Source organism: Achromobacter pestifer (assembly GCF_902859625.1).
Classification (GTDB): Bacteria; Pseudomonadota; Gammaproteobacteria; order Burkholderiales; family Burkholderiaceae_B; genus Achromobacter; species Achromobacter pestifer.
The window spans coordinates 53,974-78,642 of record NZ_CADIJX010000002.1 but is presented as its reverse complement, the minus strand read 5'-3'; the positions used below and the strand labels follow the sequence as shown (position 1 = coordinate 78,642).

The window sequence follows — 24,669 nt, the reverse complement described above, 5'->3', positions numbered from 1 at the left end:
CAGGCAAGACCTGCTGCTGCGTGGCGACTCAAAGTCTGAGCGCCGCCATTCGACAATTCACGGACATTGAAATGACAATTCCGACCGTTTTGCAGGTGGAATGCCGTCACCCGCGGGTCTCGACCCGCGCGCCGTCAGCAAGAATCAGTAGTCCCAGATGACCGGAACCCAACGAAAGGCGTCCCCCTCGACGGCAACCCGGCCCACGGAGGGGAATGGCAGGTGCGCGGCCACCAGCAACCCGTGGCTTTCCGCGAGTTCCCGGAAAAGGCCAATACGAACGCGCGTCGACTCCTCGGGGTCATGTTCAAAGCCGTTTTGCCAATCCGGATGATCAAACCCCACTGGAAACATCGCGTCGCCGGCAAAGGTCAGCCGTTCACCGCCCGAGGTCAGGTCGACCACACTGTGCCCCGGGGTATGGCCGCCGGTCATGCGCACAACCACGCCCGGCGCCACTTCGTACTTGTCCTCGAAGAGACGCAGCCGGTCGCGGTATTCGTTGTAGAAGCTGGTGGCGGTTGAACGCAGCACATCCGGCACCGGCTTCGGCATGACCGTGTGGGTGAAATCGGGGGATGTCCAGAACTGGACTTCGGTAGCAGACACATGGATGCGCACGTCCGGACGCAGGCGCTCCTTGACGCCATCAACGAGCAGCCCGCCCACGTGGTCCATGTGCATATGGGTAATGATCACATCCGTCACGGACTCCAGCGCGATGCCGGCGGCTTCCAGCCGCTGGGGAAACTGCCCGGCACGCGGAAAGCCCGCGAACTGCCCGCCCAGCCCAGCGTCAATAAGAATGGTCTGCTCGCCGCTGCGGGCCACCATCACATTCAGCGGCCAGTCGAACGCATCCGGCGGCATGAACATGTGGCTCAGCCAATCCGCCAGGTCGGCCGGGTCGGCGTTGGTGGCCATCGTGGAGGTCGGCAACGGCAGCACGCCATCGCTGACCACCATCGCGTCAATCTCTCCCACGCGCAGCGCGTAACGGGACGGAACCAGGTCGCGGGGCTTCTGGCTGTCGGCATGCAAGGTGTTATCTACGGAAAACATGATCAGATCTCCAAAAATTGATGTGCGATGTGTCAGACCGAGGCGCCCAGAAAGGCAAGCAGGTCCGCATTGATGCGGTCTTGCATGGTGGCGGTAAGGCCATGCGGTGCGTCCGGGTAGTAAATTTCCTTGGCGTGCCCCACCAGCCGCGCGGCCTTCTTCGCGGAATCGTGCAGCGGCACGATCTGATCGTCCTCGCCGTGCATGAACAAGGTCGGGACGTCGATCTTCTTCAGGTCTTCGGTGAAGTCAGTCTCGGAAAAGGCCTTGATGCATTCGTAGGCGTTCTTCTGGCCGCTTTGCATGCTCCAGAGCCAGAACTGGTCCAGCAGGCCCTGCGAAACCTTGGCGCCGGCGCGGTTGGCGCCATAGAAGGGAATGGCCAGTTCCTTGTAGAACTGCGAGCGATCGCCGGCCACCCCGGCGCGGATCCCATCGAACACGTCGATGGGCAGTCCTTCGGGGTTGGCGGCCGACTTCAACATTACCGGAGGCACCGCGCCAATCAGCACGGCGCTTGCCACGCGCTTGGTACCGTGGCGGCCGATGTAGCGCACCACTTCGCCGCCGCCCGTTGAGTGGCCCACCATCGTGATGCGCTTGACGTCCAGCGCCTCGATCAATTGCGCCAGATCGTCGGCATAGGTATTCATGTCATTGCCGGACGAAGGCTGCGACGAGCGCCCATGTCCCCGGCGGTCGTGCGCAATGACGCGAAAGCCGTTTCGCGCCAGGAAGTGCATCTGAACATCCCAGGCGTCCGCGTTGAGCGGCCAACCGTGCGAGAAGGTGACGACCGGGCCTTCTCCCCAGTCCTTGTAGTAGATCTGCGTGCCGTCATTGGTGGTGATCGAGTTGCTGGACATGGGGTGCTCCGGTTGGGTTGAGGATGACGTGAAGCCATCGTAGGGCTGGCGCCCTTTAGGCGGTAGGCACCCGGCGGGAAGCACGCTGTTGTGCTGCGCGCACCAATGCGCAGGGCCGCCAGACCATGCAATAACGCTTATGGCGTCCTCAGTTTTTTTCATTGGGCGCGCTTGCCGTCACTCCCCATAATCCTTCGACAGGCTTCAAGGCCCGCCGTCAGCCGACGGCCTATTCGATGGATAAAAGTGATGCCCAAACTTACGAATGCTGTCTGGCAATACCGGCTGGACAAGATGACCGCGCTGATGGACGACCTGGCCGTCGATGCCATCATCTTCACGTCAGCCGACTTCTTCCAGTTCGCCACCAATTTCCATACGGATGTGCTGCCGTGGGAGCGCCCCATCTTTGCCGTCGTGCCCCGCAATGGCACGCCCTTTCTGGTGATGAACGAACTGTCCACGCATCACATGCGTTTTTCCCAGGAGCAGGGCAAGGTCTGGATCACCGACATCAGCTACTACGCGGAGCACCCGCGCGTGACCCATCGCCTGCCCTTGATCACGCAATTGCCCGACGTGTTGGCGGCGCGGTTGAAGGCCGCGGGCCTGGCTCGGTCGCGCATCGCCGTGGAAGGCGGCAGCCCAGTGCTGGCGCAAGTCGGCCGCCTGCTGCCCGAAGTCGTATTGCGTAGCGCCACCCCTGAATGCAGATCGCTACGCTGGCAAAAGCACGAAGAGGAACTGGCCGTGATGGCTGCCGTGGCCTCCATCTCCGACTGGATACAGGACCGCTACCGCGAGAACATCCGTCCTGGCCGGCTGGTGCAAGAACTGGACTTCGCGATGGCTTCGCTCTTCGTCCAAGAGGCGGCCGAACGCTTTCCTGGCGAGCATTTCGAGGTCATTCGCTGCTGGACCCTGAGCGGCCCGGCGTCTGCCTCGCCGCATGGCGATGGCGCGTCCTGCGGCGCGCGCATCCAGGAAGGCGATGTGCTGGTCAACATTGTGATCCCACGGCTCAACGGCTTGACCATCGAGAACGAACGTACCTGGTTTTGCGGCACGCCTTCAGCCGAGCAGGTGCGGCTGTGGACGGCGGCCAAGGCCGCCAATGAGGCGGCCATCGACGCTGCGCGAACCGGCAATCCCGTCTGCATGATCGACGCGGCCGCGCAGGCTGAAATCGAAAAGGCCGGATACGCCGACTTCATTCGCCATCGGACGGGACATGCCGTGGGCATCATCCACCACGAGTATCCCGAAGACATGGCGTTTTGCCAGCGCCCTTTGCTGGACAACGAGGTCTATTCGGCTGAACCCGGCATCTACGCCTACGGTATTGGCGGCTTCCGGCTGGATGACACCGTGGTGGTGGGCGACACGCCGCGCGTGTTGACCCTTACGCCCAAGACGTTGGAATACGCGACGGTCAAGTAGCCGCGGCGTCGGCGCTGCCAAGGTCGAAGAGGCTTTTCGCCTCTTCGCGCAGCGTCTCGCGCAAGGCCGGCAGCACGATGCTTGGCGAGTCGGCGGCCCACAGCATTCCGATGGGGCCAAACTCCAGACGGGAAGGCATGCGGACAATGCTGATGAGATTGAGCTTTTCGTACATATGCGCGACGGAACTGGCCAGCGTGGCGATGTAGTCGCGGTCTTGCAGCATCGACAGCAGGGCCACCAGCGAGCTTGTCTCCACGGCCGGCTTGGGCGGCGGCATGCCGGTGTCGGCCACGGCCTGATCCAGCCGGACCCGGGATAACGTGCCCGGTGGCGGCAGGACCCAGGGGTAGCCGTTGGTGTCCTCCCAACGCGGCGCGGCAAGCTCAGCCAGGGGATGGCCGCGCCGCGCCACCACACTGAAGGTATCCGTCATCAGCCATTCGGTGCACAGGCCCGAACGGCTTGCCCGCACATCCAAAGGGCCAATGATGAGATCGATCTCGCGACGCTCGACCCGTTCGATCAGGGGCTCCAGCAACCCTTCCACGAGTTCGATCTGCACCTTGGGCGACCGCTGATGCAGCGCGGCGATGGCGCGTGGCAGCAAGACCGGCGCAGCCGAGAGAATCGTGCCGATATGCAGATGGCCGGCCACGCCCCCCTTGACCGCTTCGATCTCTTCGCCCGTGCGCGCCGTATCCCCCAGGACACGGCAGGCGTAACGCCACAGCGCGCGTCCGGCCTCGGTCAGTTCCAGCGTGCGTCCGCGCAAGAAAAGCGGCGTGCCGACCAGATCTTCCATGTCGCTCAGCCAGTGCGACAGCGCGGGTTGGGTCATGTGCATGGCCTTGGCGGCCGCCGTGACCGTGCCCGCGCTTTCCAGGGCCGCCAGGACCTGCAAATGGCGAAGCTTCAGGCGGCGCGTCCAAGAGGGGTCGGTCGAAGCGGTATCCATGCGGAAATGGTAATGGATATCTCAGCTTTATTCATTAGCGGGACATGGCCGTTGCCCGCCAAAATGGCTTTCCCCCATCAACGAGGACAGGGCCGTGATGAGTTCAAGCAATTCCATGCCGCATGCGCAGCCTTTGAGCGACATGGCACAGGCGTTGGCCGCAACCCCGCAACCCGAACGCGGCCTGGGGGCATTGGCTGCCGCGCTGTCCACGCGCATCGGCTACCGGCTGTTCACCGTATTGATTCTTGACCGGCAGGCGGGCCTTAGCCGGCGTTACTTTTCCAGTCGGCCCGAGGCCTATCCCCCCGGGGACGCCAAGCCGATCCGGGAGAACACCGAGTTCTTCTCCCGCGTGGTGCAAGACGGGCAGCCTCGAATATGCGTCGATCGCGATGCCTGCCAGCGCGCGTTTCCAGACCATGAACTGATCCATTCGCTGGGTTGCGAAAGCGCGGTCAACGTGCCCGTTCGATGGAACGGCCAGACCATTGCGTCGTTGAACCTGCTGCACGAGGCAGGCTGGTATCGGCAGGACATGCTGCCTGAACTGGGCTGGTATTCCTCGCTTGCCATACCTGTCATTCAGGAAATCATTCAAACCACTCGTCAACAAGGCGGAAAACCATGAATCGTCTGTACTCCCAGATCGCTGCATTGCTGCTGACGTGCGGGCTGACCCCTGCTTTCGCGGCAGATGCCTATCCCGCCAAACCCATTACGATCGTCTATCCGTACGCGCCGGGATCGGCCTCCGACACCATGACCCGCCTGCTTGGCGACGCCATGTCCAAGAAACTGGGGCAACCGGTCATCGTGGACAGCAAACCCGGGGCGGGCGGATCAATCGCCACCGAGCATGTGGTCAGGGCGGCGCCAGACGGGTACACGCTGCTGCTCAGCGCCAGCGGCACCATCGCCGTCAATCCACACATCTACAAGCTGCGCTACAACCCGGTCGACGATCTGGCGCAGATTTCAATCGCAGTGGAAGTGCCCTTTGTATTCGTCGTGGGCAAGGACTTTCCAGCCCAGGATTACGCGGCGTTCAAGGCGCTTAGCAACCAGAAGCCCGGTGGTCTGACGTCAGCCAACGCGGGGTTGGGAACGCAGGCGCACCTGACGCAAGCTGCCTTTGCCAAGCTGGCCGGCGTGAATCTGAGCATTCTTGGTTACAAGGGGGCCGCCCCCGCCGTCAACGATATTCTGGGCGGGCATGTGGATTCGATGATGGACAACGCCGCCTCGCAAATCCCCTATGTCACGTCAGGCAAGACGACGGCCCTCTTCGTCACCAGCGATTACCGTTTCGACGCCTATCCCAAGGTGCCCACGGCCAAGGAACTTGGCATCTCGGGGCTGGTGCCGGCTGGCTGGTTCGGCCTGGCGGCGCCCAAGGACACGCCCCCTGCCGTCATCAACAAGTTGCAGGCGGCGCTGGTGGCCAGCCTTGGCGAACCCGACATCCAGCGCAAGCTCAAGGACCTGGGATGGGTGATTGTCGGCAATACGCCAAAAGAGGCCCTTGAGCGGGCGCGCGCCGATTACACCCTGCTCGGGCAGGTTGTGCGCGATATTGACCTGAAGCCCAACTAATCATTGATCGGGCGGCAACAAGGGCTGAGTCCAGCCCTTGTTTACCTGATTTCAGTGATATTCACATTTGTATCAATGTATTAACTTGCCGTCGCATATCCATTGCACGGCATGGTTCGCGCCTTGACTCGTGGCCGCGAGCCTGATCCCTTGGTGCCGTTGGATGCGTTCCCATGCGAACGCACCGCGAAGGCTGACGCCTGTGCAATGCCATCACAACGAAAACAAGCGTCAGACTCACATGAACCACATCTACCGCATCGTCCTGAATCGCCGTCTTGGCATCTGGCAAGTCGTCAGTGAACTTGCGCGGGGCGGCGGCAAGACGGGTTCAGATCACAGGCAGGCGCGGCGGCGCGGCGCGGGGTTGGCGGCCACTGCCGCATCGCGCCTGACGGCTCGTCACGGCCCCAGGATGCTTGCCGCCACGCTGCTCGCTGCTTGCGCGACCTCGCCAGCCATGGCTCAGACCATCGTCGGCTCTGGCGATATTTTTCCCGGCTCCCCGGCAAACTGGAACAACGCCCCCACCATGTTCGTTGGCTTTACGGCTACGGGCTCGCTGCTTTTCTCGGACGGAGCCTCGCTCATCAACGACATCGGTGAAATCGCCAACATGCAAGGCAGTAATGGCAGGGTCACCGTGCGCGATGGCAGCCGCTGGATCCTGAAGGAAAAGCTGGCGCTCGGGGATGCAGGCGGTACCGGTACGTTGAACATTCTCAACAACGGACGGGTGCAGGTGGGCGGCGCCGGAGTTGTATGGCTGGCTTCAGCGGCACTTGGGACCGGCACGATCAACATAGGTGGACTCGCCGGAAGCGCTCCCTCCGCCTCCGGTACATTGGCCGCGTCGGAGATCCTGTTCGGCGCGGGCACCGGTACGTTGAATTTCAATACGACCAACACCCACGACTTCGCCGTCAGCCTGAAAAGCAGCGGATCAGGTACGAGCCAACTCAACCTCTTTGCCGGCACCACGCGCCTGTCGGCCGATAGTTCGGGTTTCGACGGCAACGTCAGGGTCTCGGGTGGGAACCTGACGATCCTGAACCAGCTGGGTGCGGCCGAGGGCAGGATAGACAATGCCGGGGTAAGCGGCACAACGGCTACCGTGACCGTATCCGGCAACCGCGCGGTCTGGGCGAACTCGGGCAATGTGTACGTCGGTGGCACCGGGTCGGGCATGCTCTCCATCGAAGGCGGCGGCACGGTCTCCAATCAGTTTGGCAGGGTCTCGGGCACCACGACAGACCGAGCCGACGCAAGGGTCACCGGCCAAGGGTCAAGCTGGCTGAACAGCGCCGCCTTGCTGGTCGGCGACGCAGGGGCCGGCACGGTCACCGTTCAGCAAGGCGGCTATCTGTCCAGCCAGGATGGCCATATCGGCAGGGATGCGGATTCGAACGGCATGGTCTCGGTGTCGAATGGGCGTTGGGAAAACTCGGGCGAGCTCCGGGTAGGTGATTTGACCGGCGGCATGGGAACGCTTGAGATCGGAACCGGAGGGGTCGTCTCAAACACGAACAGCTACATCGGCAGCATGGGCGGCACGGGCAATGTCTCGGTCAAAGGGGCAGGCGCCGTCTGGAACAATGCGGGTGCGCTCAAGTTGGGATCCGGCATCGGCGTCGCCGCCGGCAACTTGACCATCGCGAACAACGCCACGGTCAATGTCGGTTCAGCCGGCACTGGAACCCTGGTATTGGCGCAGGATACCCTCCTCTTCTACCGCACCTCGGGCACGATCAATATCGGCGGTGCAGCCGGCCAGGCCGCAGTCGGAGCCGGGGCACTGAATGCCGCCGCCATCCAATTCGGCGCCGGCAACGCCACGCTGAACTTCAATCACACCGACACGGGATATCAGCTTGCGGCGTCGTTGCAGAAGACGGGCAACGGCACTCATGCCTTGAATCAGATTGCCGGCTCGACGACGCTGACAGGCGCCAGTGACAGTTTCAAGGGACTGACGACGGTATCGGGCGGCAGCCTGGTGGTGCTGGGATCGCTGGGTGGATCGGCAAACGTCACCGGGGGCCGATTGCAGTATGGCAATGCCGCCACGGGCTCGGCCAACAACCTGACCGGCAATCTGACCGTCACAGGCGCTGGAAGCACGCTGGCCATCCAGGGCCCTGCCACCGTGGCGGTGACAGGCGACGTCACCCTGGCAAACGGTACCGTCCTGGACATCATGACGGGGGCGTCGGCGCCTTCGTTGAAAGCCAACTCGGTTACGCTGGGCAACAACGTGGCGTTCACGCTGAGCGGGATCGCTGATAGGCAGCAGCTCGGTACCATATTGATCGACACCGCCAGCGGCATCAGCGGTGACTTCGCCACGGTCAGCGTGGGCGGTTTTACGGGCGAGGTCGACTACCTGACCGTTAACACGAGCAAGACCGCAGACAATCTGAAATACGCCGCCACCTACGCCCCAAGTTGGACAGCCAACAATAATCTTGCGCATGGCACGTTCACGCTGACCAATGCCTCGGACTTCTTTGCCGTTGGCTTGACGCTCTCGGATCAGACGCCCAATGCCGCCACGGGCTGGAACGGCAAGACACTGACCAAGGCCGGGGCCGGTACCCTTGTACTCAGCGGCAACAACACCTATAGCGGCGGGACGAATATCAATGGCGGCACCTTGCGGGTCGATCGCGACGCGAATCTGGGCGCCACCGCAGGCGGCCTGACGTTCGGCGGCGGCACTCTGGCCGCGACAGGTTCCTTTGATACGGCGCGCACCATCACCCTGGCGCAAACGGGCAGGATCGACGTGGCCACTGGCGCCACACTGGGTCTGACAGGCGGGGTGTCGGGGGGCGCCAGCCTGATCAAGGCCGGGTCGGGCACCCTGCGCCTGGACAACGCAGGCAACGCCTTTGGCAATACCTGGATCGAGTCGGGCACGTTGATCGGCCAGGCGGGCTCGATCTCGGGCAACATCAATAACCTCGGCACGCTGGTGTTCAACCAGACGGCCAACGGCACCGTTGTCGGCGCCATTTCAGGCACGGGCGCGGTCATCAAGAATGGGGCCGGCACGCTGACGCTTGCAGGCAACAACACCTATACCGGCGGCACGTCAGTCCTGGGCGGCACGCTGATCGGTGATAGCGAATCCATCCGCGGCAATTTGCGCAACGATGCGGTGGTGGTCTTCAATCAAACTGCACAATCCGGTATCTACGACGGCCAGATGCTGGGCGCGGGCAGCGTGACCAAACGCGGCTCGCAAACGCTGTACCTGACCGGTGCCAACGTGCTGGACTGGAACATCGAGGACGGCACACTGGCCAGTAGCGCGCAGCGCTATACCGCCAACACCGCTATCGGCAGCACCGGCCGTTTGACCTTGGAACAGACCGCCGCTGCCGACCACGCCGGCAGGCTGACCGGCACGGGTCACTTTGAAAAAACGGGTGCGGCCTCGTTGACGCTGACTGCCGACAACAGCGGCTTTGCCGGAACGACATCCGTGTTGGACGGTGCGCTGATCGTCTCCCACGGGCTGGGCGGCAACGCGGTCGCGCAGAATGGAAAACTGGTGGTGAATGGCACGCTGGGCGGAAGCGCCACAGTGGAAGCCAACGGCAGCCTGGCGGGCTCGGGCACGATCAGCCAAGACGTCGTGCTGACGGGCGGTACGCTGCTGGGTACGCAAGGCCAGGCCTTGAAGATCGGCGGCAACCTGACGCTGGACAGCGCCAGCAAGGTGAATGTCGCGCTAGGCGGCGCATCGACCCAGGCGCTGTTCGATGTGGGCGGCAATCTGACGCTGGCCGGCACGCTCAATGTGACGGACCTGGGCGGATTCGGGTCGGGCGTTTATCGCTTGTTCGATTATGGCGGGACATTGATCAACAACGGGTTGAACATCGGTTCGACCCCCTCGGGCGTGAATGCCAATCACCTGACCGTGCAAACCGCCGTCCACGGCCAGGTCAACCTGGCGTCCACGGCAGGCATGACGCTCGGCTACTGGGATGGCGGCAATACGGCAGCGCAGTTCAACGGCGTGGTCGATGGCGGATCTGGTGTGTGGCGCATCGGCGGGCGCAACTGGACGGGGATCGATGGCGCCTTGAACGGGTCCTTCCAGTCACCCACTTTCGCCACCTTCCAGGGCACGGCGGGAACGGTCACCGTCGACAACGCCATGGGCGCCATCAACGTTACCGGCATGGCGTTCGACACGGACGGTTATCGCATCGAAGGCGATTCGATCGCGCTGCAAGGCAGCAGTCCCACCGCCATCCGGGTGGGCACCGGCAACACCGCCACGATTGCCTCCAGTCTGACGGGCACCAACCAACTCATGAAGTCTGACTTCGGCACCTTGGTCTTGGAAGGCGTCAATACCTACACGGGGGGCACCGCGCTACAGCTGGGCAAGCTCTCCGTGTCTTCCGACGCCAATCTGGGCGCGGCCAGCGGCGGCCTGACGATGATGGGCGGCGCGCTGGCCACCACGGCAAGCTTCAACTCGGGGCGGACAGTCAACCTGGCGCAGAACGGCGCCATTGACGTCGCAACCGGCACGCAACTGGGTTTGGCCGGTGTCATTTCCGGCGGCGGCACGCTGATCAAACAGGGCATGGGCACGCTGACGCTGACGGGCGTAAACACCTACGCCAACACCACGGTGCAGGCCGGCACGCTGATCGGCAACGCCGACTCGATCAAAGGCACGCTGAACAACAACGGTTCGGTGGTGTTCGAGCAAACCGTGGACGGCACCTATAGCGGCATGGTCATTGGATCTGGCAACATCACCAAGCGCGGCGCGGGTACCCTGACCCTGGGCAACCTCAATGCGCAGGCCTGGAATATCGAAGCCGGCACATTGGTAGGCGACGCTTCACGCTATGTCGCCCACGCCACCATTGGCAGCGCGGGCACCCTGCGCTTTGTTCAAACGACCGATGCCGCGTATGCCGGCAAGCTGTCCGGCAGCGGCGCCTTCACCAAGACCGGGACAGGATCGCTGCAACTAAGCGCCGACAGCAGCGCCTTCACGGGCATCACGCAAGTGCAGAACGGCACCCTCTCGGTGTCCGGAAAACTTGGCGGCAACGCCCAGGTCGTGAACGGCCGCCTGCATGTGTCTGGCACGCTCGGCGGCGATGTTGCCGTCGGCAGCGGCACCGTCTTGTCGGGTTCGGGCACGATAGGCCAGAACGTCGTCGTGACCGGCGGCAGCCTGTTGGGCGTGCAAGGCCAAACGATGAAGATCGGCGGCAACCTGACGTTGGACGGCGCCAGCCAGGTCAACGTGGCGTTGGGTCAAGCCACATCCACCGCCTTGTTCAAGGTCGGCGGTGACCTGGCGCTGGCCGGCACGCTGAACGTCACCGACCAAGGCGCGTTCGGCGCAGGCATCTACCGTCTGTTCGACTATGGCGGCGCGCTGACCTCCAACACATTGGGCCTCGGCACCGCGCCCCCTGGGATCGCGACGGGCGACTTGCGCATCCAGACCGCCGTCAATGGGCAGGTCAATCTGACGTCCACCACGGGCGCCCTCTTGAGCTTCTGGGACGGCGGCAATGCCGCGCTGCGTGACAACGGCATCATCGACGGCGGTTCGGGCACATGGCGCACCGATGGCTTGAATTGGGCCAATAGCGACGGCACCATGAATGGCCGCTTCCAACCCAACCCGACGTTTGCCATGTTCCAAGGCAATGCCGGCATCGTGTCGGTGGATGCTGCGGCGGGCGGGGTGGGCATCACGGGCATGCAGATCGCGACCAATGGCTACCGCATTCAGGGCGATGCCATCGCGCTGCAAGGCGCCGGCGGCGAGACCATTCTGCGCGTGGGTGACGGCTCGTCGTCCAGCGCCGGCATGACGGGCACCCTCGCGTCGAACCTGACCGGTGCCAGCAAACTGGTGAAATCCGACTTTGGCACACTGGTGCTGGAGGGCAGCAACGCTTATACCGGCGGCACCGACGTCCGCGCTGGCACGCTCTCCATTTCCGCCGACGCCAATCTGGGCGCGTCAGCGGGCGCGCTGACGCTTGACGGCGGCGCATTGGCCACCACGGCCAGCTTTGACACCCACCGTGCCGTGACGCTGACGCAATCGGGCGCCATCAATGTCGCGGCCAACACGGTGTTGGGTCTGCAAGGCGTCATCAGCGGGGCCGGCAATCTTGAGAAGCTGGGCAGCGGCACGCTGACTCTCACCGGCGCCAACACCTACGGCAATACGCGCGTGCTGGCGGGCACGCTGATGGGCGATGCGGCCTCCATTCGCGGCGATCTGTTCAACGACGCCGCGGTAGTGTTCGACCAGGCCAGCAACGCCACCTACAGCGGCATGGTGTCAGGCAACGGCACGCTGAACAAGCGCGGCGCGGGCGTCTTGGCGCTGACGGGAGTCAACCGTCAGGACTGGAGCATCGATGCCGGCACGCTGGCGGTCAGCGCGGATCGCTACTCCAGCAACACACGGATCGGCGCGGCAGGCACATTGCGCTTCGAGCAGTCGGTCAGCACGTCCTATGACGGCTTGTTGTCGGGGACGGGCGTCATCGCCAAGACCGGAGCGGGCCAGTTGCAGTTGCTTGGCGACAGCAGCGCCTTCAACGGACAGACCCACGTGCAGGCCGGCGCCCTGCTCATCACCAACAAACTGGGCGGTTCAGCCACGGTATCCGGCGGACGCCTGCAAACCGACGGCATTCTGGGCGGCAACGTCGCGGCCAGCGGCACCGGCACGATTGCGGGCACGGGCACCATTGCTGGCAACGCGGTGCTGACCGGCGGCGTGCTGGAAGGCATGCAAGGCCAAACCTTGACCATCGCGGGAGACTTGTCGCTGGACAGCGCCAGCCAGGTCAACGTGGCACTGGGTAGCGTGCCCAACACCGCCCTGTTCGACGTGGGCGGCAAACTGGTCCTGGCGGGCACGCTCAATGTGACGGATCAAGGGGGCTTCGGCGCGGGTATCTATCGCCTCTTCGACTATGGCGGCACCTTGACCAACAACGGCTTGGCCATCGGTGCCACGCCGGCTGGCGTGAATGCCAACGCCCTGACCGTGCAGACGGCCATCAACGGGCAGGTGAATGTCGCCTCGACCTCGGGCGCCACGCTGGGTTTCTGGGACGGCGGCAACACCTCGCGCCACGACAACAGCGCCATCGACGGCGGCTCCGGCGCCTGGCGTGCCGACGGCCGCAACTGGACCAATGTGGATGGCACCCTCAACGGCGTGTTCCAGCCCAACCCGACCTTCGCCATCTTCCAGGCAAGCGCCGGAACCGTCACGGTGGACGCCTCGGCCGGCGCCATCGGCGTGACGGGCATGCAGATCGCAACCGACGGCTACCGCATCCAGGGCGATGCGATCGCGCTGCAAGGCGCGGGGGGTGAAAGCATCATCCGCGTCGGATCGGGAGCGATTGCCGACGCAAGCGTGACCGGCGTCGTGGCCTCTCGCCTGACGGGCGCCAGCAAGTTGATCAAGACGGATTACGGCACGCTGGTGCTGGCGGGCGACAACACCTACACCGGTGGCACCGAGATCCGCCTGGGCACGCTGTCCGTTTCAAGGAATGCCAACCTGGGCGGCGTGGCGGGCGGCCTGACGCTTGATGGCGGTGTGCTGGCCACCACGGCCAGTTTCGATACGGATCGCGCGGTAGCGCTGTCGAAGTCCAGCGGCATTGCCGTGGCGGCGGGCACCACGTTCGGCTTGACGGGAACCATCACCGGAAGCGGCGACCTGATCAAGGGCGGGGCAGGCACCCTGACCGTATCGGGTGACGGCAGCGCCTATACCGGCAACACGCGGGTGCAGTCCGGCGTGTTGAACGTCAGCTCGGCCGGCAAGCTGGGCGGCGTCTTGTCGCTGGCGGACGGCGCCGTGCTGCAAGGCGCGGGCCAGGTCGGCACGACCACGCTGCAAAGCGGCGCCACCCTGGCGCCCGGCAATATCAGCGGCACGCTGAGCGTCCTGGGCGACCTGACGTTCCTGCCCGGCGCGACTTACCAAGTCGCCGCCGATCCGGATTCGTCCGCCAGCGCCCGGGTGGCCGTCAGCGGCACAGCCAAGCTGGCAGGCTCCGTGGTGCATGTGGGACCGGAAGGCGGCTTTTCCAGCCAGCGCCAATACACCATCCTGAGCGCCAACGAGATCAACGGGCAGTTCGACACCGTGACGTCCAACTACGCCTATCTGGACCCGTCGATACGTTACGGCGCGCAGGCCGTCACCCTGCAATTGGAGCGCAAGCAGGTGCCGGTGGACCCGTCCACGCCGAACCGCCCCATCGCCTTTGCCGATGCCGCGCAAAGCGCCAACCAGCGGGCAGTCGCCAATGCGTTGGACAGCCTGCCGGACAGCAACGCCTTGCACGAGTACATCCTGACCTTGCCCGAAGGTTCACCGGCCGCCGTGTTCAATGGCCTGTCCGGCGAAGCGCACGCCAGCGTGGTATCGAGCCTGATCGGGTCCAGCACCACCACGCGCACACTGCCCCTGTCGCACTTGCGCGCCAATCTGAATGCAGGAATGCGCCCGGGAGCACCGACAGCTCAAGCCGGCGGCACGTTGTCCGCCTCCGCCCTGCCCGCCTCCAATGCACAGCCCGCCTGGGCCGAACTGGTGGGCAACTGGCAGACGCAACAAGGTGACGGCAACGCCGCCCAGGTCCGGCAGCACACGGGCGGCGTCTTCGCTGGTGCCGACCATGCGGTAGGCAACGGCTGGCGCGTCGGCGGCGCGGTGGGCTACACCGATAGCAAGATCCGCATCGACGACCGCGCATCGCAAGCCGATGTATCGGCCTATAGCGCGGCCGTCTATGGCGGCAAGTCCTTCGCCGCCGGCGCAGGCAAGCTGAACGTGTTGGCAGGCGCCGCCTATACCTGGCATGACGTCAGCACCAAACGCACCGCCACGGTGGCCGGCGCGCAGCAGAAGTTGACCGCCGACTACGGTGCCAGCACGAGCCAGTTGTTCACCGAACTGGGCTATGCGATGCCGCTCTCCGATCGCGCCAATATCGAGCCTTTTGTCGGCTTGGCCTGGAGCGATCTGCGCACCCGCAGCTTCTCGGAATCGGGCGGATCGGCGGCCCTGCGCGGCCAAAGCGGCAGCGACAAGCAGACCAGCAGCACGCTGGGCGTACGCGCGCAGACCGACTTCACGCTAGGGGGCGCCAACGGCCGCTTGCAGGCCACGTTGGGATGGCGCCATGCCTTCGGTGAAGTGCTGCCGCAGGCGACCATGGCGTTCGACGGCGGCCAGGCCTTCACGGTGGCCGGAACCCCCATCGCTCGCAATGCGGCACTGGCGGAACTGGGCGCGGAAGTGGCGGTGTCAAGCAATGCCACGGTCGGGCTCAACTACAGCGGGCAGTATGGCGGCGGCAATCGCGAACATGCCGGTTCGCTGAATGTGCGCTGGCGGTATTAACGCGAGAAAGGGGCACGCGCGGGCGGACTGCATCCGCCCCGCAGCCAATTCCCCGGTGTTGCCCCGCAATACGCCTTGAAGGCCTTGATGAAATGGCTAAGGCTGGCAAAGCCGACGCTGTAGGCCGTATCGGTGACGGTGCAGCCACGCTTCAGCAGGCTTTCCGCCGCGTCCATTCTTGCCTGCAACAAACACGCATGCACCGACTGGCCATACAGCGACATGAATCCGGCTTGCAAGCGCTTTTCGCCCAGGCCCACGGATAGCGCCAACTGCCGCACCGTGCCGCATTCCGCATAGTGGCGCTGGATGCGGTGGTAGGCCTCGCTCAGCCGGCGCCGGTCAGACGGCGGGGGCAGTTCCCGGCTGCCGTCATTCAGGTGCTTGAGCGTCAACGCCAATGCTTCGGTGGCCTTGCCCTGAAGATAGAGCGCGCCAATCGCGCTGCGGTCGTGGCTCCAGTTCAGGATCTCTCCTGCGATGCGCGCAATGGGTGACCAGACCGGCAACACCGCCAGATGCGAGCCCTGTTCCGGCACGCTGGCGTCATCGGCAAGCATGCCCGCGGGCGCCGTCGACAAGGCCTGCTCCCACAGCGGGCGCACCGCATCGGACGAAAAACGGATGTCGACGGTACGCATCGCACGCCTGCCCTTGAACTCATCCCAGCCGGTCGCCGGCATCCTGGTGGAATGCAGCACGACCATGCCCGGCCCAACCTCCAGGGGCGCACCGCCCTCGAAGCCCAGCTCGAATCGTCCGTCCAGAATGATCGCCACGCCCACGCTGGGAACGGCCGCCCCCGTGATGGCCCAGTCCGTGCCGGGCGTACCGTCGTAGCAACCGATCGAAACCCCGCCAGCCAGTGTGTGCACCGTGCGGATATCGGCCCAGTCCGGTGGCATCAGGCGCAGCAGATCCTCCGCATTCAGCGGCCCCTCGGCCCTGCGATCTGTCCGAAGCTGTTCGCCCATATTTCCTCGATTCCGCCATATCCGGCGCAGATTCGCTAGCGCGCCCACACCCAGGCGAAGATGATAACGGTTTTCATCCTCATCAAAGAATTCGCCTTGACCCCGACGCCCATTTCCGCCCGCAGCGAGGCCGCTGCCCTATTCGTCTTCAATATGTTGTGCCTGACCGCCATGATGGCGTTCGTGCCCGTGATTGGCCCCGTGGTCCGTGGGCTGGGGCTGGCGGAATGGCACGGCGGCCTTGTCATCACCGTGGCCGGCGTGCTCTGGATGGTGATGGCGCGATACTGGGGGCGCCGTAGCGACCGCGTGGGGCGCCGGACCACGCTGCTGCGTGCCGCCGCGGGCTACATCGTCAGCTACGTGCTGCTGGCTTGGGCGCTGGACCGAATGCTGGCCGAGCCGCCCGCGCCCTGGGCCGCGTTGGCGACGCTGCTGGTCTTGCGGGGCCTGATCGGCGCCTTCTACGCCGCCATGCCAGCCGTCAGCGCGGCCCGGATCGCCGACATCACCGCCCCGGAGCAACGCGGCGCGATGATGGCCAAACTGGGGGCGGCCAACGGCGTCGGCATGGTGTTGGGACCCGCCATTGGCGGACTGCTGGTGAAGGACAGCCTGGTCGTTCCGCTGTACCTTGCCGCGATTCTGCCAGTGCTGGGCACGGCGTGGCTGATGCTGCGCCTGCCGTCTGACGCCTCGCATGCGCCTCGGGGCACGCCTCCAATGAAATTGTCAGACCCCCGCCTGCGCCTGCCGCTTGCCGCCATGCTGCTGGCCATGAGCGGCGTCATCACCGCGCAGATGATCGTGGGCTTCTACGCCATGGACGCCCTGCATCTGGAATCAGGCCCAGCGGCGCGGGTCGCGGGCATTGCCATGGCCACGGTGGGCGTTGTGCTGATCCTGGTCCAGCTTGGCTTGGCGCGCGTCCGGAAAATGAACGCCGCGCGCTGCCTGGCCGGGGGCGCCATGCTGGCCAGCGCGGGTTTCTTCCTGATCGCGGTGTTGCCGGGCACGGCGGGCTTCCTGTTCAGCTACGCCTTGATGGCGGCGGGCATGGGCCTCGTCTTCCCGTCGATCCAGACGCTGGCCGCCAATGCGGTCACGCCCGAAGAGCAAGGCATCGCAGCGGGCTCCGTCACCGCCGTGCAAGGCATGGCCATGGTGCTGGTGCCGCTGGCGTGCACGCTGCTGTATGGGCTTGGCCCGTGGGTGCCGTATGTGGTGGCGGCCGCGCTGTTGCTGCTGTTGGCCGCCGCAGCCATCGCAGGCCTTCGGCGGCCGGTCGCGCGCCAGCAGGACTAGCGCCTTCGGCCAGGATGATTTCGTTCAAAGTTGTTTGATAACGTACAAGCTCCGGGCCGCCGCGCGCGTTACGCTGGTGCAAGACAGGCGCCCGGCCTTGTCTTCCTCTGCGCTATCCCACCCCTGCGGCATCTTCCTGGAGCCACTGACCATGAACACCATCACCACCTCCGACGGCGTGCAGATCTACTTCAAGGACTGGGGCTCGAAGACGGCCCAGCCCATCATGTTCCACCACGGCTGGCCCTTGTCGAGCGACGACTGGGATGCCCAGATGCTGTACTTCGTCGGCAAGGGCTTCCGGGTCATTGCGCATGACCGGCGCGGCCATGGCCGTTCCAGCCAGGTCAGCGATGGCCACGACATGGACCACTACGCGGCCGATGCCTCGGCCGTGGCCGAACACCTGGACCTGCGCAACGCCATCCACATCGGCCATTCCACGGGCGGCGGCGAAGTCGCGCGTTATGTCGCCAAATTCGGCCAACCGCAGGGCCGCGTCGCCAAGGCCGTGCTGGTCAGCGCCGTGCCCCCGCTGATGGTCAAGACCGACGCCAACCCCGGTGGCACGCCCATCACGGTGTTCGACGGCTTTCGCGCCGCACTTGCCGCAAACCGAGCCCAGTTCTACAGCGACGTCGCATCCGGACCTTTTTACGGCTTCAACCGGCCTGGCGCCCAAGTCTCGCAAGGCATCATCAACAATTGGTGGCGGCAAGGCATGATCGGTTCGGCCAAGGCGCACTACGACGGCATCAAGGCTTTCTCGGAAACCGACCAGACCGAAGACCTGAGGGCCATCACCGTCCCAACGCTGGTCATGCATGGCGACGACGACCAGATCGTACCGATCGACGACGCCTCCCGGCTATCGGTGAAACTGCTCAAGAATGGCACGTTGAAGGTGTATGCAGGCTTTCCGCATGGCATGCTGACCACGCATGGCGATGTCATCAATCCCGATCTGCTGGCCTTCATCAAGGGCTGATTCCACCAGAAACGCATGAAGGGGACGGACCTGGTCCGCTCCTTTCAGATGATTCCGGTACCCCGATCTGGCAATGACCGATATACTCGGCAATCGCCGACAGCAGATTGGGCGCCAAATGCGCGAAAATCTGCACCGCTTCGACGCTTGAATAAGCCCGCTTGGGCTTTCCTTGAAACAGGGGTGTTTTTTTCACGGCTCGTCCGTTGCTACGACGGCCACCCCCTGATACCGGATTCAAACAATACGCTTCGTCGCGGCGCTGCTTGACCTTAATCTTCCCAAAGCGCTGTCATCTCCTCCATTGCCCCGCCCATGCATGCCTGAAAGGTAGCTGCAAAGGGGGGTATTTCGTCTTAGAAGAACCGACATGAACGCCTTGCCGCAAGACAAACTGCTTTCCGCCCTGGACCACGCTCGCTTGCAGGGCATGATCACCCGCCCCGCCACCACCTTCGCCCTGTCGCGCGACGCAATCGACGCCACGCAGGACATCCTGGATTCCGCGCCCACCATTGCGCCCGAGGACGTCACGCCCGACATCGTCACGATGCGCTCGCGCGTGCGCCTGCTGAACAGCAACGGCGATGAATTGATCGTCACCCTGTGCTATCCGGCGGATGCGAACCTGGCGCAAGGCCAGGTTTCCGTGCTGTCGCCGCTGGGCCTGAGCCTGATTGGCTCGCGCCAGGGCCAGCGCATCACCTGGACCGCGCCCAATCAGACCGAGCACGCCGCCACGATCGAAGAAATCGTCTATCAGCCGGAAGCGGCAGGCGACATCACTGCCTGACGGCCAGGACTTCCCATGAAACTGCTCCTGATCGGATCGACCGGCCTGGTTGGCCAGCACGTGCTCGATCAGGCATTGGCCGACCCGCGCGCGACCCGCGTGGTTTCGATCGCGCGGCGTCCGCTGCCCGCGCACGCCAAGCTGCTCACGCCCCAGGTTGATTTCGACCGCCTGCCGCAAGACGCCGATTGGTGGCACGCCGATGCGGTGATCTGCACGCTGGGCACCACCATGCGCGCCGCGGGTTCCCAGGCCGCCTTCCGCAAGGTGGATCATGACTACCCGCTGGCCGTTGCCCGCCTGGCACGCCAGCACGGCACCCCGGCCTATGTGCTGAATTCGGCCATCGGCGCCGATGCATCGTCGCGGTTCTTCTACAACCGGGTCAAAGGCGAAGTGGAACGGGATCTGACGGCATTGGGCTTCGCCTCGCTGACCGTGGTGCGGCCGGGGCTGATCGGCGGCCAGCGACCGGAGTTCCGCCTGGGAGAGCGCGCAGCCTCGGGGGCCTTGACATTGCTGGGCCCCCTTCTGCCGCGCCGTTGGCGGATCAATCCCGCCAGCACCATCGCGCGGGTCATGCTAAAGGCAGCCATTGACGCGCCGCCTGGCACGCATATCATCACATCCGACCGTCTGGCTTGACCCCCTGGACATGGCCGCGCATTACGCTTGCGCGCGCCCGGCTTCCTGCAACTGCCGCCACAGGATCTTGCCCGTGCTGGACTTGGGCAAGGCCTCTACGAATTCCACGATGCGCGGCGCCTTGTAGGCCGCCATGCGCGTGCGGGCCCAGGCGATCACCTCGTCTTCCCGGGCGCTGTCCCGCGCTTCGGGCCGCAACACCAACAAGGCCTTGACCGTTTCGCCGCGACAGGCGTCCGGCACGCCGATCACGCAGGCTTCGTGCACGGCGGGATGCTCATACAGCGCGTTCTCGACCTCGGCGGGCCAGACCTTGTAGCCCGACGCATTGATCATGCGCTTTAATCGGTCGGTCACGAAAAAGTAGCCGTCCCCATCCACCCGCCCAAGATCACCGGTGCGGAAGTACCGTTCCCCATCCAGCATGAAAAAAGCCTCGGCGTCGGCGGCCGCGTTGTTCCAGTAGCCCTGCATGATCTGCGCGCCGCGCGTGGCCAACTCACCCGTTTCCCCAGGGGGCAATTCCTTCAGCGTGGACGGGTCCACGATCCGCGTATCCACCCCGAACGTGGGCACGCCGATGCACTGGCGCTTGTTGCGGTTCATCGGATTGCAGTGCAGAAACGACGCCGTTTCGGTCAGGCCGTAGGCCTCGTTGAAGATAATGCCGTATCGCTCTGCCAACATCGTTGCGACGGCCTCCGGCATCGGTGCGCCGCCACCGCATAGCAAGGCCAGCTTGGACAAGTCGAACGATTCGATGTCCGGTTGCGCAAAGAAGTCCACGATCATCGCAGGGGGCGCGGCCCACACACTGACCCGGTGCCGCGCCATCAGTTGCGCCGCCACCTGCCGGTCCCAACGCGGCAACAGCACCACCGTGGCCCCCAGCAGAATCGGCAGATTCATGCAGTTCTGCATGCCCAGCAAATGGAACATGGGCGCCACGCCCATGATCACCGCCTCGGCGGTCAAGCCCCGCCATAGCTGCGAACCCATCACCGCCGCGCCCAACGTGCCATGCGTATGCCGGCACCCCTTGGGACGACCCGTGGTGCCGGACGTGTAGGGCAACAAGCACAGGTCTGCGGCCTTCGCCTTGTGCGGCTTGGGCGGCGCATTGACGGCCAGCGCACCGTACCAAGGCACGCCACCCGCGACATCCGGCGCGCGTCGCGGGGCCGCAACCCAATCGGGCGGGACCAGATCGCCGTCGCCCGATCCCAAATAGTCGGAATAGGTATGAACGATCACGCGGTCCAGCCGGCCGTCTTCCACGAAACTGGCCAGCCGGCCGGCCAGTTCCTGCGCGGCGAACGCCACCTTGGCGCCACTGTCTTCCAGATAATGCGCCAATTCATCCGGCGTGCTCATCGCGTTCACCGGCACCACTACCGCGTCGGCGCGCAGGATGGCGTAATAGGCAATGATGAATTGCGGGCAATTCTGGCTGAACAGCAGCACGCGGTCGCCCGCCTGCACACCCGCGCCATGTTGCAGATAACCGGCCATCGCGTCGACTTCTCGCCTGACCCGCGCGTAGTCCAGCACCGTGTCGTAGAACACGATGGCGGGCTTGGCGGGATGGCGCGTGGCCGACGCCTCCAGATTGAAGACCAGGCTGGACTGGGGCTGGCTGATATGGTCCGGCAACCCTTTGGGCCAATACCGATGGTGCGCTTGCTGCATTCGTGTCTCCCCGCCTCAGGCGGCCATGCCGCGGGCGATGATTTCTTTCATGATCTCGTTCGAGCCGCCGTAGATCTTTCCCACGCGCGCATCGGCGTACATGCGGGCAATGGGGTATTCCAGCATGTAGCCGTAGCCGCCGTGCAGCTGCAAGCATTCATCGATGACCTGGCAATTCATCTGCGTGGTCCACCACTTGGCCATGGCGGCGGTGGACAGGTCCAGCGTTCCCGCCAATTGCCGGGTGATGCAATCATCGACAAAGCGCGCCGCGATGGTGGCCACGGTTTCGCATTCGGCCAGTTTGAAACGTGTGTTCTGCATGTCGATCAGCGGTTGGCCAAACACCTGGCGCGTCCGCGTGTACGCCACGGTTTCGTCGATGGCGCGGCGCATCGTGGCCACCGCCCCCACGGCGATCAGCAGGCGCTCGCGCGGCAATTGCTGCATCAGCTGCGTAAACCCCCGCCCCTCGACTTCGCCCAGTAGATTGGCGGCGGGCACGAGCACGCCATCAAAGAACAGTTCCGCAGTATCCAGGCTTTTCTGGCCCAGCTTTTCCAGCAGGCGGCCGCGCCGGAACCCCGGCAGGTCCCGTGTTTCCACCATGATCAGCGACACGCCGCGTGAACCGGCCTGCGGATCCGTCTTGGCCACCACGCAAATCAGGTCGGCGTGCAAGCCATTGGTGATGAAGGTCTTGGAACCGTTGACGACATAGGCGTCGCCGTCCCGTGTTGCAGTGGTGCGCACGCTCTTCAGATCAGACCCCGCGCCGGGTTCGCTCATTGCAATGGCGCCCACGAATTCGCCAGTGGCCATCTTCGGCAGCCAGCGCTGCTTTTGTGCCTGCGTGCCGTAGTTCAGGATGTAGTGCGCCAGGATCGCGCTATGCACGTTGTTGCTAAAGCCGTAGACCATGGCGCGCGCCTGCTCCGCCGCCACGATGGCCTCGTGGGCGAAGCTGCCTCCGCCGCCGCCATACGCCTCGGGCATGCTGACACATAGCAGGCCCATCCGGCCCGCCTTGTGCCAGACCTCGCGGTCGGCGTGCTGCTGCTTGCGCCACTTTTCCTCGTCGGGCACGAACTCGTTTTCAAACAAGCGGCGCGTCGAATCCTGGAACAGCGTCAGATCGGCGTCCATCCAGCTTTGCCGTGGGGTGTCCATCGCGTTCTCCTGGCGGTTCAAGGACGGCCGCCGCCCACGACCAGCACTTGGCCGCTGACATAGTTGGATTCTGGCAGGCAGAATAGATACACAGCGCCAGCGGCTTCCGCCGGGGTGCCCGCACGGCCGATGGGAATCAGGCTTTCGGCGTTCTTCAGCACCTGCGGATTCACGCCAACCTTGATCTGCCTGCCCTGGATATCCAGCGTCGCATCACCGTCCGCGGCGGATTCCGTCAGGCGCGTCTTGATCAGGCCAAAGGCCACGCTGTTGACATTGACCTTGTACCGCCCCCATTCCTTGGCCAGTGCGCGCGTCAATCCGTTGATGCCTGCCTTGGCGGCTGCATAGTTGGCCTGGCCCGCATTGCCCATCACGCCGGAGGTGGACGAGATGTTGACGACCTTGCGGAACACTTCGCGGCCATCGGCCGCCTCGGACTTGGCGGCTTCGCGGATGAAGCCCGACGCAGCGCGCAGGATGCGGAACGGCGCCGACAGATGCACCGCCAGGATTTCATCCCATTGCTCGTCGGTCATTTTCTGGATCACGTTGTCCCAGGTGTACCCGGCGTTGTTCACGATGATGTCCAGGCCGCCGAACGTGTCCACCGCCGTTCCCACGAAGCGTTCCGCAAAGCCGGATTCCGTGACGCTGCCCACGCAGGCCTGCGCTTGTCCACCCGTTTTGCGGATCATGGCAACCGTGTCTTCGGCCGGGCCCGCATCCAGGTCGTTCACGACGACCCTTGCGCCTTCCCGCGCCAGCTTCAACGCAATCTCTTGCCCAATGCCGCGTCCCGAGCCGGAGACCAGCGCAACCTTGCCTTCAAGCGTTCCCATCGTCTTTCTCCTGTTCCATATTCGACGCGGCCAGAACCGCCACGCCGCTCAATCTCAATTCCCCTGTCTGGCTGCGAGCATGCAGTTCCACCCGCAGCCGGGTTTCTCCCTGCGCCTCGAAACGTTCGACCACCTGTCCCGTACAACGCACGTCGTCGCCCACATGCGTGATCGCCACAAAGCGCACCGCGAATTCACGCAATGCGGATTGCGGCGCCCAATTCGTCAACAGGCGAGCCAGATAGGCCGCCGACAACATGCCGTGGGCGAATACGTCGTCCATGCCCGCGGATCGGGCGAAGTCCATGTCCACGTGGATCGGGTTGTGGTCGCCCGATGCGCCGCAATACAGCGCCAGCGCATGGCGGCTGATCGGCCCTGCCGTGAAGCCAGGCAGCGCATCGCCCGGGCGAGCATTCTGAAAGCCGTTTGGGTTCATCTCGATCTCCCTAGCCATTGCGCACAACGGTCGTGGCACGCAGGTCGGCGACCCGCTTTCCGGCCGCGTCGGTCACGCGCGTTTCACGCACCACGAATTCCAGCGCGCCGCCTTTCTTGGCATAGATGTCGGTGATGCGCGGCTCGAAATGCAGCACATCGCCCGCGTACGCCATGGCGTGATACACGAAGCCCTGTTCACCATGCAGCACCCGGCCGATGTCGATACCCAGCAATTCACGCATCGCGGCCGGGCGCGGACTATCCATTTCCAGGCAGAAGAAAAAGGTGGGCGGCACGGGCAACGCCCGATGGCCAGCCGCAAGCGCGGCGGCGTCATCGACGTACACAGGGTCGTCCTGACCCGTGGCCTTGGCGAAGAACCGCAGGCGTCCGGCTTCCACCACGGCGGTGAAGGCAGGCAAGCGCGCGCCGATATGGCGAGTGTCGAGCATGGCGGT

General features: G+C 64.4%; 17 protein-coding genes. 8 read left to right on the top strand and 9 right to left on the bottom strand.

The features are described 5' to 3' along the window. Window positions 1–144: 144 nt before the first annotated feature. Entirely contained in the window at window positions 145–1,062 is a 918-nt protein-coding gene (locus HV753_RS07115) for an MBL fold metallo-hydrolase (RefSeq protein WP_175173770.1), read from the bottom strand. A gap of 32 nt (window positions 1,063–1,094) precedes the next feature. Then, entirely contained in the window at window positions 1,095–1,928 is an 834-nt protein-coding gene (locus tag HV753_RS07110; RefSeq protein ID WP_175173769.1) for an alpha/beta fold hydrolase, read from the bottom strand. A 249-nt stretch (window positions 1,929–2,177) separates the two neighbouring features. Here HV753_RS07110 and HV753_RS07105 point away from each other — a divergent pair, with 249 nt between their 5' ends. Continuing rightward, window positions 2,178–3,368: a M24 family metallopeptidase gene (locus HV753_RS07105; RefSeq protein WP_175173768.1), complete on the top strand. Its 1,191-nt coding sequence runs from the start codon at window positions 2,178–2,180 to the stop codon at window positions 3,366–3,368. On the opposite strand, the gene HV753_RS07100 is transcribed toward HV753_RS07105, so the two are convergent. Next, a complete protein-coding gene (locus HV753_RS07100; protein WP_175173767.1) occupies window positions 3,361–4,326 on the bottom strand; it encodes a LysR family transcriptional regulator in 966 nt (321 codons plus the stop codon). The two genes, HV753_RS07105 and HV753_RS07100, sit on opposite strands and share 8 nt — an antisense overlap. Window positions 4,327–4,423: 97 nt before the next feature. On the opposite strand from HV753_RS07100, the gene HV753_RS07095 reads away from it, so the two are divergent. The 3 genes from HV753_RS07095 (at window position 4,424) to HV753_RS07080 (ending at window position 15,364) form a co-directional block, all read left to right on the top strand. Further along, the gene (locus tag HV753_RS07095) at window positions 4,424–4,957 is read left to right on the top strand and encodes a GAF domain-containing protein (RefSeq protein WP_246288183.1); all 534 of its coding nucleotides are present in this window, start codon (window positions 4,424–4,426) and stop codon (window positions 4,955–4,957) included. Continuing rightward, a complete protein-coding gene (locus HV753_RS07090) occupies window positions 4,954–5,922 on the top strand; it encodes a Bug family tripartite tricarboxylate transporter substrate binding protein (protein ID WP_175173766.1) in 969 nt (322 codons plus the stop codon). Before HV753_RS07095 ends, HV753_RS07090 begins: the two co-directional genes overlap by 4 nt. Before the next feature lie 241 nt (window positions 5,923–6,163). After that, entirely contained in the window at window positions 6,164–15,364 is a 9,201-nt protein-coding gene (locus tag HV753_RS07080) for an autotransporter-associated beta strand repeat-containing protein (protein ID WP_175173765.1), read from the top strand. Here the strand turns inward: HV753_RS07080 and HV753_RS07075 are convergent. Then, window positions 15,361–16,338: a helix-turn-helix domain-containing protein gene (locus HV753_RS07075; protein ID WP_175173764.1), complete on the bottom strand. Its 978-nt coding sequence runs from the start codon at window positions 16,336–16,338 to the stop codon at window positions 15,361–15,363. The two genes, HV753_RS07080 and HV753_RS07075, sit on opposite strands and share 4 nt — an antisense overlap. A gap of 96 nt (window positions 16,339–16,434) precedes the next feature. Here HV753_RS07075 and HV753_RS07070 point away from each other — a divergent pair, with 96 nt between their 5' ends. The 4 genes from HV753_RS07070 to HV753_RS07055 all read left to right on the top strand — a co-directional run bounded on the left by HV753_RS07070 (window position 16,435) and on the right by HV753_RS07055 (window position 20,069). Then, window positions 16,435–17,643, top strand: coding sequence for an MFS transporter (locus HV753_RS07070; RefSeq protein ID WP_246288182.1), 1,209 nt, complete (start codon window positions 16,435–16,437; stop codon window positions 17,641–17,643). Window positions 17,644–17,794: 151 nt separating this feature from the next. After that, entirely contained in the window at window positions 17,795–18,631 is an 837-nt protein-coding gene (locus HV753_RS07065; protein ID WP_175173762.1) for an alpha/beta fold hydrolase, read from the top strand. A gap of 370 nt (window positions 18,632–19,001) precedes the next feature. Beyond that, complete coding sequence (locus tag HV753_RS07060; protein ID WP_175173761.1) at window positions 19,002–19,424, top strand: GreA/GreB family elongation factor; 423 nt, start codon at window positions 19,002–19,004, stop codon at window positions 19,422–19,424. Between the two features lie 15 nt (window positions 19,425–19,439). Then, entirely contained in the window at window positions 19,440–20,069 is a 630-nt protein-coding gene (locus tag HV753_RS07055) for an oxidoreductase (RefSeq protein ID WP_175173760.1), read from the top strand. A 21-nt stretch (window positions 20,070–20,090) separates the two neighbouring features. Here HV753_RS07055 and HV753_RS07050 read toward each other — a convergent pair whose 3' ends face one another. Genes HV753_RS07050 through HV753_RS07030 form a run of 5 tightly spaced genes read right to left on the bottom strand, consistent with a single transcriptional unit; the run spans window position 20,091 to window position 24,663 of the window. Beyond that, window positions 20,091–21,758, bottom strand: a complete 1,668-nt coding sequence (locus HV753_RS07050; protein WP_175173759.1) for a long-chain-fatty-acid--CoA ligase — start codon at window positions 21,756–21,758, stop codon at window positions 20,091–20,093. 15 nt (window positions 21,759–21,773) lie between these two features. Beyond that, window positions 21,774–22,928 (bottom strand): acyl-CoA dehydrogenase family protein, encoded by a 1,155-nt coding sequence (locus tag HV753_RS07045; RefSeq protein ID WP_175173758.1) that lies wholly within the window; start codon window positions 22,926–22,928, stop codon window positions 21,774–21,776. Window positions 22,929–22,945: 17 nt separating this feature from the next. Further along, window positions 22,946–23,770, bottom strand: coding sequence for an SDR family NAD(P)-dependent oxidoreductase (locus HV753_RS07040; RefSeq protein ID WP_175173757.1), 825 nt, complete (start codon window positions 23,768–23,770; stop codon window positions 22,946–22,948). After that, window positions 23,757–24,209, bottom strand: coding sequence for a MaoC family dehydratase (locus HV753_RS07035; protein WP_175173756.1), 453 nt, complete (start codon window positions 24,207–24,209; stop codon window positions 23,757–23,759). Before HV753_RS07035 ends, HV753_RS07040 begins: the two co-directional genes overlap by 14 nt. Window positions 24,210–24,219: 10 nt before the next feature. After that, complete coding sequence (locus HV753_RS07030; protein WP_175173755.1) at window positions 24,220–24,663, bottom strand: MaoC family dehydratase N-terminal domain-containing protein; 444 nt, start codon at window positions 24,661–24,663, stop codon at window positions 24,220–24,222. Between the last annotated feature and the right edge of the window lie 6 nt (window positions 24,664–24,669).

Excerpts from the sequence above, each read along its gene's own strand:
- HV753_RS07115 (WP_175173770.1), bottom strand. The coding sequence starts at position 1,062 with ATGTTTTCCGTAGATAACACCTTGCATGCCGACAGCCAGAAGCCCCGC.
- HV753_RS07110 (WP_175173769.1), bottom strand. The coding sequence starts at position 1,928 with ATGTCCAGCAACTCGATCACCACCAATGACGGCACGCAGATCTACTAC.
- HV753_RS07105 (WP_175173768.1), top strand. The coding sequence starts at position 2,178 with ATGCCCAAACTTACGAATGCTGTCTGGCAATACCGGCTGGACAAGATG.
- HV753_RS07100 (WP_175173767.1), bottom strand. The coding sequence starts at position 4,326 with ATGGATACCGCTTCGACCGACCCCTCTTGGACGCGCCGCCTGAAGCTT.
- HV753_RS07095 (WP_246288183.1), top strand. The coding sequence starts at position 4,424 with ATGAGTTCAAGCAATTCCATGCCGCATGCGCAGCCTTTGAGCGACATG.
- HV753_RS07090 (WP_175173766.1), top strand. The coding sequence starts at position 4,954 with ATGAATCGTCTGTACTCCCAGATCGCTGCATTGCTGCTGACGTGCGGG.
- HV753_RS07080 (WP_175173765.1), top strand. The coding sequence starts at position 6,164 with ATGAACCACATCTACCGCATCGTCCTGAATCGCCGTCTTGGCATCTGG.
- HV753_RS07075 (WP_175173764.1), bottom strand. The coding sequence starts at position 16,338 with ATGGGCGAACAGCTTCGGACAGATCGCAGGGCCGAGGGGCCGCTGAAT.
- HV753_RS07065 (WP_175173762.1), top strand. The coding sequence starts at position 17,795 with ATGAACACCATCACCACCTCCGACGGCGTGCAGATCTACTTCAAGGAC.
- HV753_RS07060 (WP_175173761.1), top strand. The coding sequence starts at position 19,002 with ATGAACGCCTTGCCGCAAGACAAACTGCTTTCCGCCCTGGACCACGCT.
- HV753_RS07055 (WP_175173760.1), top strand. The coding sequence starts at position 19,440 with ATGAAACTGCTCCTGATCGGATCGACCGGCCTGGTTGGCCAGCACGTG.
- HV753_RS07050 (WP_175173759.1), bottom strand. The coding sequence starts at position 21,758 with ATGCAGCAAGCGCACCATCGGTATTGGCCCAAAGGGTTGCCGGACCAT.
- HV753_RS07045 (WP_175173758.1), bottom strand. The coding sequence starts at position 22,928 with ATGGACACCCCACGGCAAAGCTGGATGGACGCCGATCTGACGCTGTTC.
- HV753_RS07040 (WP_175173757.1), bottom strand. The coding sequence starts at position 23,770 with ATGGGAACGCTTGAAGGCAAGGTTGCGCTGGTCTCCGGCTCGGGACGC.
- HV753_RS07035 (WP_175173756.1), bottom strand. The coding sequence starts at position 24,209 with ATGAACCCAAACGGCTTTCAGAATGCTCGCCCGGGCGATGCGCTGCCT.
- HV753_RS07030 (WP_175173755.1), bottom strand. The coding sequence starts at position 24,663 with ATGCTCGACACTCGCCATATCGGCGCGCGCTTGCCTGCCTTCACCGCC.